The sequence below is a fragment of the Arthrobacter sp. 05L45_2 genome (genome assembly GCF_056397525.1).
In genome coordinates, this window is the sequence record NZ_JBFTNO010000135.1 from 1 (window position 1) to 8,779 (window position 8,779).

General features: G+C 67.5%; 5 protein-coding genes. 1 reads left to right on the top strand and 4 read right to left on the bottom strand.

Translation table 11 applies throughout. The annotated features are described in order from the left end of the window. Positions 1 to 24: 24 nt before the first annotated feature. On the bottom strand, positions 25 to 492 hold the full coding sequence (locus AC1DHD_RS11170) for a hypothetical protein (RefSeq protein ID WP_476879782.1): 468 nt from the start codon (positions 490 to 492) through the stop codon (positions 25 to 27). Between the two features lie 239 nt (positions 493 to 731). Here AC1DHD_RS11170 and AC1DHD_RS11175 point away from each other — a divergent pair, with 239 nt between their 5' ends. Beyond that, on the top strand, positions 732 to 980 hold the full coding sequence (locus AC1DHD_RS11175) for a WhiB family transcriptional regulator (protein WP_003804966.1): 249 nt from the start codon (positions 732 to 734) through the stop codon (positions 978 to 980). A 112-nt stretch (positions 981 to 1,092) separates the two neighbouring features. On the opposite strand, the gene AC1DHD_RS11180 is transcribed toward AC1DHD_RS11175, so the two are convergent. The 3 genes from AC1DHD_RS11180 to AC1DHD_RS11190 form a co-directional block, all read right to left on the bottom strand. Beyond that, positions 1,093 to 2,562: a sensor histidine kinase gene (locus AC1DHD_RS11180; protein WP_476879783.1), complete on the bottom strand. Its 1,470-nt coding sequence runs from the start codon at positions 2,560 to 2,562 to the stop codon at positions 1,093 to 1,095. A gap of 36 nt (positions 2,563 to 2,598) precedes the next feature. Continuing rightward, on the bottom strand, positions 2,599 to 7,464 hold the full coding sequence (locus AC1DHD_RS11185; protein WP_476879784.1) for an NAD-glutamate dehydrogenase: 4,866 nt from the start codon (positions 7,462 to 7,464) through the stop codon (positions 2,599 to 2,601). A gap of 58 nt (positions 7,465 to 7,522) precedes the next feature. Beyond that, the coding region (locus tag AC1DHD_RS11190; RefSeq protein WP_476879785.1) for a CpaE/TadZ family protein at positions 7,523 to 8,779 on the bottom strand (1,257 nt) is incomplete at its 5' end.

The window sequence follows — 8,779 nt, forward strand, 5'->3', positions numbered from 1 at the left end:
GGCTTAAAAGGAACCGCAGCAGGCTTAGAGGGCGCGGCTTGAGTCGCCAGTCCGGGACGCGTAGGCGATGACGCGTTTGTCGAAGAGCAGCACAATCGCCACGACAGCTGGCACGAGCATTGCGAGGCCCGCCAACGGGTAGCCGCCGGTCAGGGTCGGGAATCCGATGGTGAGCATAATCAGCTGCGCCACCAGCGCCCCGGACCGTGGCCACCGGTAGCCGCGGAACAGGAAATGGCCCACCGCGAAGAGGAAGGCCGAAAAAGCCAGTAGCAGGCCGAAAGTAAAGACGGCACCCCAGAACGACAGGACGGGAGCCCCGGTCAGGAGTTGGAAGCCGTACCAGCCGGCGGCCACCAGCAATGCCGTGGCCTCAAGGGCCGTAATGAGTGCGATGACGGTGGCTCCGGCGGGGCGCCCCGCGGGACGGGGCCCCGGCTCACCGGCCTGCGGCTCGGCGGGATCGGCGGGGTTCACTGGGGGTCTTGACACACTGGCACACTACCGGACATAGTCGAACAGAATTGGGGGTTCCGCCAGCCAATGTGACGCATCGCTCACGATTTGGYGGGATTCGTACGGCAAATACCCCTTGTTTACACAGCGTTAACATGACACGCTTAATCCAGATGACCGAGGGGGCCCACAGGCCCCTTTTCTTATGAAGCCTCTAGTGAATAATTTCACAAACGGCATTTAACGAATTCCCAGGAATGGAGTTACTGATCAGCATGGATTGGCGTAACCGCGCAGCGTGCCTTGACAAGGACCCGGAACTTTTCTTCCCCGTCGGAAACACCGGCCCTGCCCTCCTGCAGATCGAAGAAGCCAAAAGCGTCTGCCGGCGCTGTCCTGTGGTGGACACCTGCCTGCAGTGGGCTCTTGAATCCGGCCAGGATGCCGGCGTCTGGGGTGGCATGAGCGAGGACGAGCGCCGCGCCCTCAAGCGCCGCGCAGCGCGTGCCCGCCGCGCCTCCTGATTCTCCGCCTTCGGGCAACAGATGATGGCCTCGGACCAACTGGTCCGGGGCCATCATCTTTTAAGCGGCCCTGAACTGAGGCCGCGGCGGAACGCCCAAGGGGCGTGCCGGCTCAGCGTGAGGCGAGGCTCAGGACCACCTGGACGGCGGTGCCGCCGCCTTCGCGGGGCTTCCAGGCAATGCTGCCGCCCAGTTCGCTCGTGACCAGGGTGCGGACGATTTGCAGCCCCAGGCCCTCGGTGTAGGACCCGGCGGGGAGCCCGACGCCGTCGTCCGCCACCGTGACGGTCAGCAACTCGTCCCCGTCCTCGCTTTCCGAACGGTCGGCCAGCAGCCAGACCGTCCCGGCCCTGCCTTCCAGGCCGTGCTCGACGGCGTTGGTCACGAGTTCGTTGATAACCAGTGCCAGCGGCGTCGCGAAGTCACTCGGCAGTTCGCCAAACAGCCCGGAGCGCTGGGTCTTGACCTGCTGGGAGGGCGAGGCGACCTCGGCGGACAGCCGGAACTGGCGTCCGATCAGCTCGTCGAAGTCGACGCTCTGGGTCAGGCCCTGCGACAGCGTTTCATGGACCAGGGCGATCGTCGCGACCCGGCGCATTGCCTGCTCGAGTCCCTGCTTCGCCTCGTCGCTGACCATCCGGCGGGACTGCATGCGCAGCAGTGCCGCCACGGTCTGCAGATTGTTCTTCACGCGGTGGTGGATCTCGCGGATGGTGGCGTCCTTCGTCACCAGTTCCATCTCGCGCCGGCGCAGTTCGGAGACGTCCCGGCAGAGCACCAGCGCACCGAAGCGCTGCTGCTCATCGCGCAGCGGGATGGCACGGAGCGAGAGGCTCACGCCGCGGCTCTCTATTTCACTGCGCCACGGCATCCGCCCGGTGACCACCAGCGGCAGGGTCTCATCCACCATCCGCCGGTCCCGCAGCAGCCCGGCCGTGACCTCGGCCAGCGAACGGCCCTCCAGTGATTCGCCGTCGCCGAGCCGGCGGAAAGCGGAGACCCCGTTGGGGCTCGCGTACTGCACGATCCCCTCGGCGTCGAGCCGGATCAGGCCGTCGCCGACGCGGGGGGCGCCCCGGCGCGACCCGGTGGGCGAGGCAAAGTCCGGCCAGAGCCCCAGGGTGCCCATCCGCAGCAGGTCGTAGGCGCATTGGCGGTAGGTCAGTTCCAGCCGCGAAGGCATCCTGGAGCTGGAGAGATCCATGTGCGAGGTGACGACGGCGAGCGTACGGCCGTTGCGGACCATGGGCACCGCCTCCACCCGCATCGCCATGTCACTGCTCCAGTTGGTTTCGTTGGAGCGTTCAATGGTGCGGCTTTCCCAGGCCTTGTCGACAAGTCGCTTCAGGTCCGAGCGGATCCCCTCCCCCACGAAGTCGGCGTGGAACACCGTGTGCGTGGTGGAGGGGCGGACGTGGGCGAGTGCCACATAGCCCAGTTCGGGGTGCGGGAACCACAAGGCGAGGTCGGCGAAGGCAAGGTCCGCGACCATCTGCCAGTCCCCCACGAGCAAGTGCAGCCACTCGGCATCCCCCGGCCCGAAATCAGCATGCTCCCTGATAGGGTCCGTAAAGATTGCCACAGCACCTCCATTTGCGACGCGGGGGGCCGGCAGCCCCTAGCGTCGGACGATTGACCTCAAGAGCCTCAATGCTACCGAGAGTGAGGCCATGTCATCGGCTTCGAGCGCGTTGACCTCGTCAAACATGCTCTTGGCCCGCCCCAGCTGCTCCACGTTCTGGCCCTCCCAGGCCACAAGCCGCTCCTCCGCGGGCATATCCGCCGGCGTGGCCTCGAGGACCGCCGTCGTCATGTCCGAGATGGTGGAGTAGAGGTCATCACGCAGGGCCGCACGGGCCAGGGCCTGCCAGCGGTCCTTCCGGGGCAGCTTGGTGATGCGCTCCAGCAGGGAATCGGCGTGGAACCGGTTGAAGACCGTGTAGTAGACGTGCGCGATGTTCTCCACCGGCTCCGGGCTGACGTGGACGATCTTGGCGATGTCCAGCAGGACGAAGCTCTCGAACAGCTCGGCCCAGCGGTGCGCCAGGTCCTCGGGCAGCTCCCAGCTCCGTGCCTTCTCGAGCCACTGCGCCACCCGCTCGCGGTCATCCCCGCGCAGGTAGTCCAGCAGCCGTGCCCGCATCGGATCCATCAGCGGCTTGAACTCGGCCACAATCTCAGCGATCGGCCGTGCCGCGTTGCCCTGGCTCAGGACCCAGCGGACCGCACGGTCCAGGAGCCTGCGGATGTCCAGGTGGACGGTGCTCCAGTGTTCGGTCGGGAACGATGCCGGCAGCTCGTTGAGCTCGGCCACCATAATGTCCAGTTCGTAGAYCTCRCGGAGGGCWACGAACGCCTTSGCGACGGCGRCCTCGGTRGCCGAGGTCTCCTCCATGGYSCGGAASGCGAASGTRATSCCGCCCAKGTTGATCATRTCGTTCGCGACAACCGTCGCGATGATCTCCCGGCGCAGCGGGTGCGTGTCCAGTTCGGCGTCGAAGCGTTCCCGGAGCTGCTTCGGGAAGTACGCGCGCAGCGTGTCCCGGAACCACGGATCGGTCGCGAGGTCGCTGTCCCGCAGCGCCGTCGCGAGTTCGATCTTGGCGTAGGCGGCCAGCACCGAAAGTTCCGGCGAGGTCAGCCCCTGGCCCTGTTCCAGCCGCTCGCGCAGCGTGTCGGTGGTGGGCAGCGCCTCCAGTTCACGCTTGAGGTCGGCGGATTTCTCCAGCCAGTCCATCAGGCGCTCGTAGCTGGGGCTCCATTCGGCAACCCGCATGCGGTCGTTGAGCAGCAGGATGTTCTGGTCGATGTTGTCCTCGAGGACCAGGCGCCCCACCTCGTCGGTCATCGAGGACAGGAACTCGGCGCGTTCGGCCGAGGCAAGCTTGCCGGCGGCCACCATCCGGTCCACGAAGATCTTGATGTTGACCTCGTGGTCGGAGCAGTCAACGCCCGCGGAGTTGTCGATGGCGTCCGTGTTGAGGATGACGCCCTGCAGCGCGGCTTCGATCCGGCCCCGCTGGGTCATACCCAGGTTGCCGCCTTCGCCCACAACCTTGACCCGCAGTTCGCGGCCGTCCACGCGGATGGCGTCGTTGGCCTTGTCGCCAACTTCGGCGTTGGTCTCGGTGGAGGCCTTGACGTAGGTGCCGATGCCGCCGTTGTAGAGCAGGTCGGCGGGTGCCAGCAGGATCGCGCGGAGCAGCTCCGGCGGGCTCAGCCGGGTGGTGCCCTCAGGCAGCCCCAGGGCAGTCCGCACCTGCGCGGAGACCGGGATGGATTTGGCCTGGCGGGCAAAGACGCCGCCGCCTTCGCTGATCAGGGACTTGTCGTAGTCGTCCCAGGAGGAACGGGGCAGGTCGAAGAGCCGCTGCCGTTCCGTGAAGGAGGCTGCCTCGTCCGGGTTCGGGTCGAGGAAGATGTGCCGGTGGTCGAACGCGGCGAGCAACCGGATGTGCTTGGAGAGCAGCATGCCGTTGCCGAAAACGTCGCCGGACATATCGCCGACGCCGACGACGGTGAACGGCTCGGTCTGCGTGTCCAGGTCCAGTTCGCTGAAGTGGCGCTTGACCGACTCCCACGCGCCGCGGGCGGTGATGCCCATGGCTTTGTGGTCGTAGCCGACGGAGCCGCCGGAGGCGAACGCGTCGCCCAGCCAGAAACCGTATTCGGCGGCGAGGCCGTTGGCGATGTCGGAGAACGATGCCGTCCCCTTGTCCGCCGCGACCACAAGGTAGGAGTCGTCGTCGTCGTGCCGGACGACGTCGGACGGCGGCACCAGGGTTTCACCTTCCGGGCTGGTGACCAGGTTGTCGGTGATGTCCAGCAGGCCGCGGATAAAGGTCTTGTAGCTTTCAATGCCCTCGGCCATCCAGGCGCCGCGGTCTGCCGCGGGATCCGGAAGCTGCTTGGCGAAGAATCCGCCCTTGGCGCCGGTCGGGACGATGACGGCGTTCTTGACGGTCTGCGCCTTGACCAGGCCTAGGATCTCGGTGCGGAAGTCCTCGCGCCGGTCRGACCAGCGSAGACCRCCGCGRGCCACSTTGCCGAAGCGCAGGTGCACRCCYTCGACGCGSGGCGAGTAGACCCAGATCTCGAACATCGGCCGCGGGAACGGCAGGCCCTCGATGCCGGAGGGATCCAGCTTGAAGCTGACGTGCGTTTTGTTCTGGTAGAAGTTGGTCCGGAGCGTGGCCTGGATCAGGTTCTTGAACGTCCGCAGGACGCGGTCGGCGTCGAGTGTGGCCACCTGTTCGATCGCGGTGTCCAGTGCGGCGCGGACCTCTGCCTGGCGCTCTTCGCGGGCACCGGGTGCCACCGCCGGGTCGAAGCGGGCGGCGAACAGTGCGTTCAGCCCGCGGGTGACCTCCGGGTTGGCCAGCAGGGTGTCGGCCATGAACTCGAAGGAGTTGGTGTTGCCCATCTGCCGCATGTACTTGGCGTAGGCGCGCAGCACAATGACCTGCCGCGAGTGCATGCCTTCGCGGAGCACCAGCCGGTCGAAGCTGTCCGACTCCACGGCGCCGGAGACAGCGGCGCCGAAGGATTCTCCGAGCAGCGCTCCGGTACCCACCGGGTCCACCCCGGCCGGGTACTTGAGGCCAAGGTCGTAGAGGAAGAAGTCGCGGTGGTCGGACGTTTCGATTTCGAAGGGCCGCTCGTCCAGGACCTCAAGGCCCAAGTTGTGGAAGTACGGCAGGATCTGGCTCAGGCTCTTGGGCTCGAGCATGTAGAGCTTGACCCGGGCATCCTCCTCGAGGGTGGCGCCGGCGCCGTCGGGCAGGTAAACGTGCACGCCGGGCTGTTCGCCGGCCGCCTCCCCGGCGCGTTCGGCTGCGGCGCCGTACTTCTCGAAACGGGCGATGTCTTCGAGGGCGTCTTCAACCTCGTAATCCACGCGGTAGCTGGCCGGGAATGCCTYGGCCCACACGGCGGCGAGTTCCTTCGCCCCGTTCTCCCCGTCGGCGCCGGCGCGGGCGCGCAGGACTTCGCCGATGCCTTCACTCCAGGACCGGGCCGCGCGGACCAGGCGCTTCTCCAGCTCGTCGCTGTTCACGTGGCTGACGTCGGCGTCCTTGGGCAGGCGGATCCGGAAGAACAGCCGGGCGAGGGCGGATTCCGTCATCCGCGCTTCGTAGTCGATGGAGACGGCGTCGAAKGTCTCGCGGAGTTCCTTCTCGATGCGCAGCCGGACATTGGTGGTGTACCGGTCGCGGGGCAGGTACACCAGCGCGGACATAAACCGTCCGTAGATGTCGGGCCGGAGGAACAGCCGGGTCCGGCGGCGTTCCTGCAGCCGCTGGATCCCGGTGGTGATCGCTGCGAGGTCGGGGACCTCGATCTGGAAAAGCTCATCGCGCGGGTAGGTCTCGAGGATGCCGAGCAGGTCCTTGCCGGAGTGTGAGTCCGGCGGGAACCCGGCATCGCGCAGTACGGCGTCGACCTTTTCGCGGACCACCGGGATGTCCCGCACGGAACCGGCGTACGCCGTGGTGGCGAACAGGCCGATGAAGCGCCGTTCGGCGTTGACGTTGCCCGCAGCGTCGAAGCTCTTCACGCCGATGTAGTCCAGGTACGCCGAGCGGTGCACCGTGGAGCGGGAGTTGGCCTTGGTGATGACCAGTGCGCTCTTCTCGCGGGCCTTCTTGCGGCCGGTTTCGGTGAGGTGCTGGATCTGGTGGCGGGTGTCGGCGCCGTCGCGGAGCAGGCCCAGGCCGCTGTCCTCGCGCAGTTCCAGCACGTCTTCGCCGGACTCGGTGGTCAGGTCGTACTCGCGGTAGCCGAGGAACGTGAAGTTGCCGTCGTCCAGCCAGCGGAGCAGCTCCTGGGCTTCCCGGAGCTCGGCGATCTGGGCCGGGTTGGCGACCTTGTCGAGGTCATCGGCGATGGCGTGGGCGCGGTTGCGCATCTTCGGCCAGTCCTCGACGGCGGCACGGACATCGCCCAGGACCCGGGACAGCCCCTCGATGAGCTGCTCGCGCTTGGCGTCATCAACCCGCGCGATTTCCACGGCGATCCAGGATTCCATGTGCGAGGCGTTGTCGCCCTGCGCAATGAGGTGGGACAGGTTGGGCATCGCGGCCGTGTCACCGCTGGAGATGCCCAGGTGGGAGGGGACCCGCGAAACCTTGACCAGCCGGCCGGTTTCGCGGTTGCGCGAAACGACGAAGAGGGGGTGGATCACCAAGTGGATCGGGGACTTCTGCCGGACCAGTTCGGCATTGACCGAGTCCACCAGGAAGGGCATGTCGTCCGTGACGATGTAGATGACGCTGGACTCGGCCTCGTCCGCGATCACAATGTTGGCCACGCCCGGCTGCCGGACGGCGGCTGCCTCCAGATGGGCCTGGGACCTCGCGGTCAGGACGTCGGTGCCGTAAGCGCTGGCGTCCTCCTCGGCGAGGTGCTCGTAGTAGTCCCCGAAGTACCCTTCACCGGCACCAATCGAAACGGGTTGATCCTCCACGCTGGACCCAGACGACATCGACAAACGCCTCCATCAAAAAGTTCATGGCCGCACCGTTGCAGCCCTCATGGCGAGCCTAGTCTCTTAGCCGGGCCTTTGCTGTGGAAGAAAGAACAGAGGATTTTCGATTTCGCTGGACAGGTGCACAAACCATATTTCGGATGGCCTGACGAAGGGCCGATTCGGGGGCGCTTTCGAGCAGCAGGGACCCGGCCAGCAGGGCCGAGTCGCAGGCGGCCGGATCGGCCGGAAGGAAGGCCGAGACGGGGTCCGCTGGGCCGTACCGTGCCCATGCGTCGCGCAGCTGGCGTTCCGGTGAGCGTCCGACGGCGGCCGCCCGCACCTTGTTCAGGGCCACGCGCGGGGTGGCCTGCGGGACCGCTGCGGCGAGCTCGGCCAGGCCGCGCACCAGCCGCGGCACGCCGACCGGATCGGCCGCGCCGACCGCATAGACCGTGTCCGCCATTTCAAGGCTGCACAGCGTCGCGGCGTTCCGGCGCGGGGCCATCGAATCGAAGCCAAGATCCTCGTCGGCTTCGAGGCAAAACCCGGCGTCGATCACGGTCACGTCGGCAATTTCGCGGGCGCGGCCGTAGACCAGGGCTAGCGCCGCCGGACGCAGTTCGGTCCAGCGATCGGCCCGGGTGATGCCGGTGAGGACCCGGAAGGCTCCGGCGCGGGTGGTGACCGGGAAAGCGATCCGGAGCAGCGCGGCGCCGTCGAGCAGTCCCTGGTCGGCCAGCCGGCACGCCTGGGCGAGTCCGGCGGCCTCATCCAGCAGCCCGAGGAACGCAGCGACGCTGGCGCCGTAACTGTCGGCATCGACCAGCAGGACCGACTTTCCCTCCGCCGCCAGCTCGCCGGCGATATTGGCCGCCACCGTGGTCCGCCCGGGCGATCCGGCCGGGCCCCAGACCGCGATGATCCGTCCCGTTCCCAGTCCGCCGGCGTTGGCTGCACCCTCGGCCGCGAGCGGCGGGACGGCGTCGGCCGCGGCACCCGGGGTGGTCACCGGCCGGTCCCCGGCGAGCCGCGCCACCGCGGCCGCAATGAGGTCAGCAAGCTCGGCGGCCGCCACTGCCGGGTCTTCGGCGCTCACGCCAATTCCCCGGAGCCTGGCGGATTCGTCGGGCTGGTCGGTCAACGCCACCACGGCGACGCCCACGGCGGCGAGCCGGTCCACCAGCGAGGCGGTCAGCTCGCCGCTGCCTTCGGCCACAACGGCGGCCCTGGCGAGGCCGGTCTGGCATGCGGCCAGCAGCTCGGCAAGTTCACCGCAGCGACGAACCACAGTCACCGGGCCGTGCAGCCGTTCCAGGCCGCCCACCAGGTC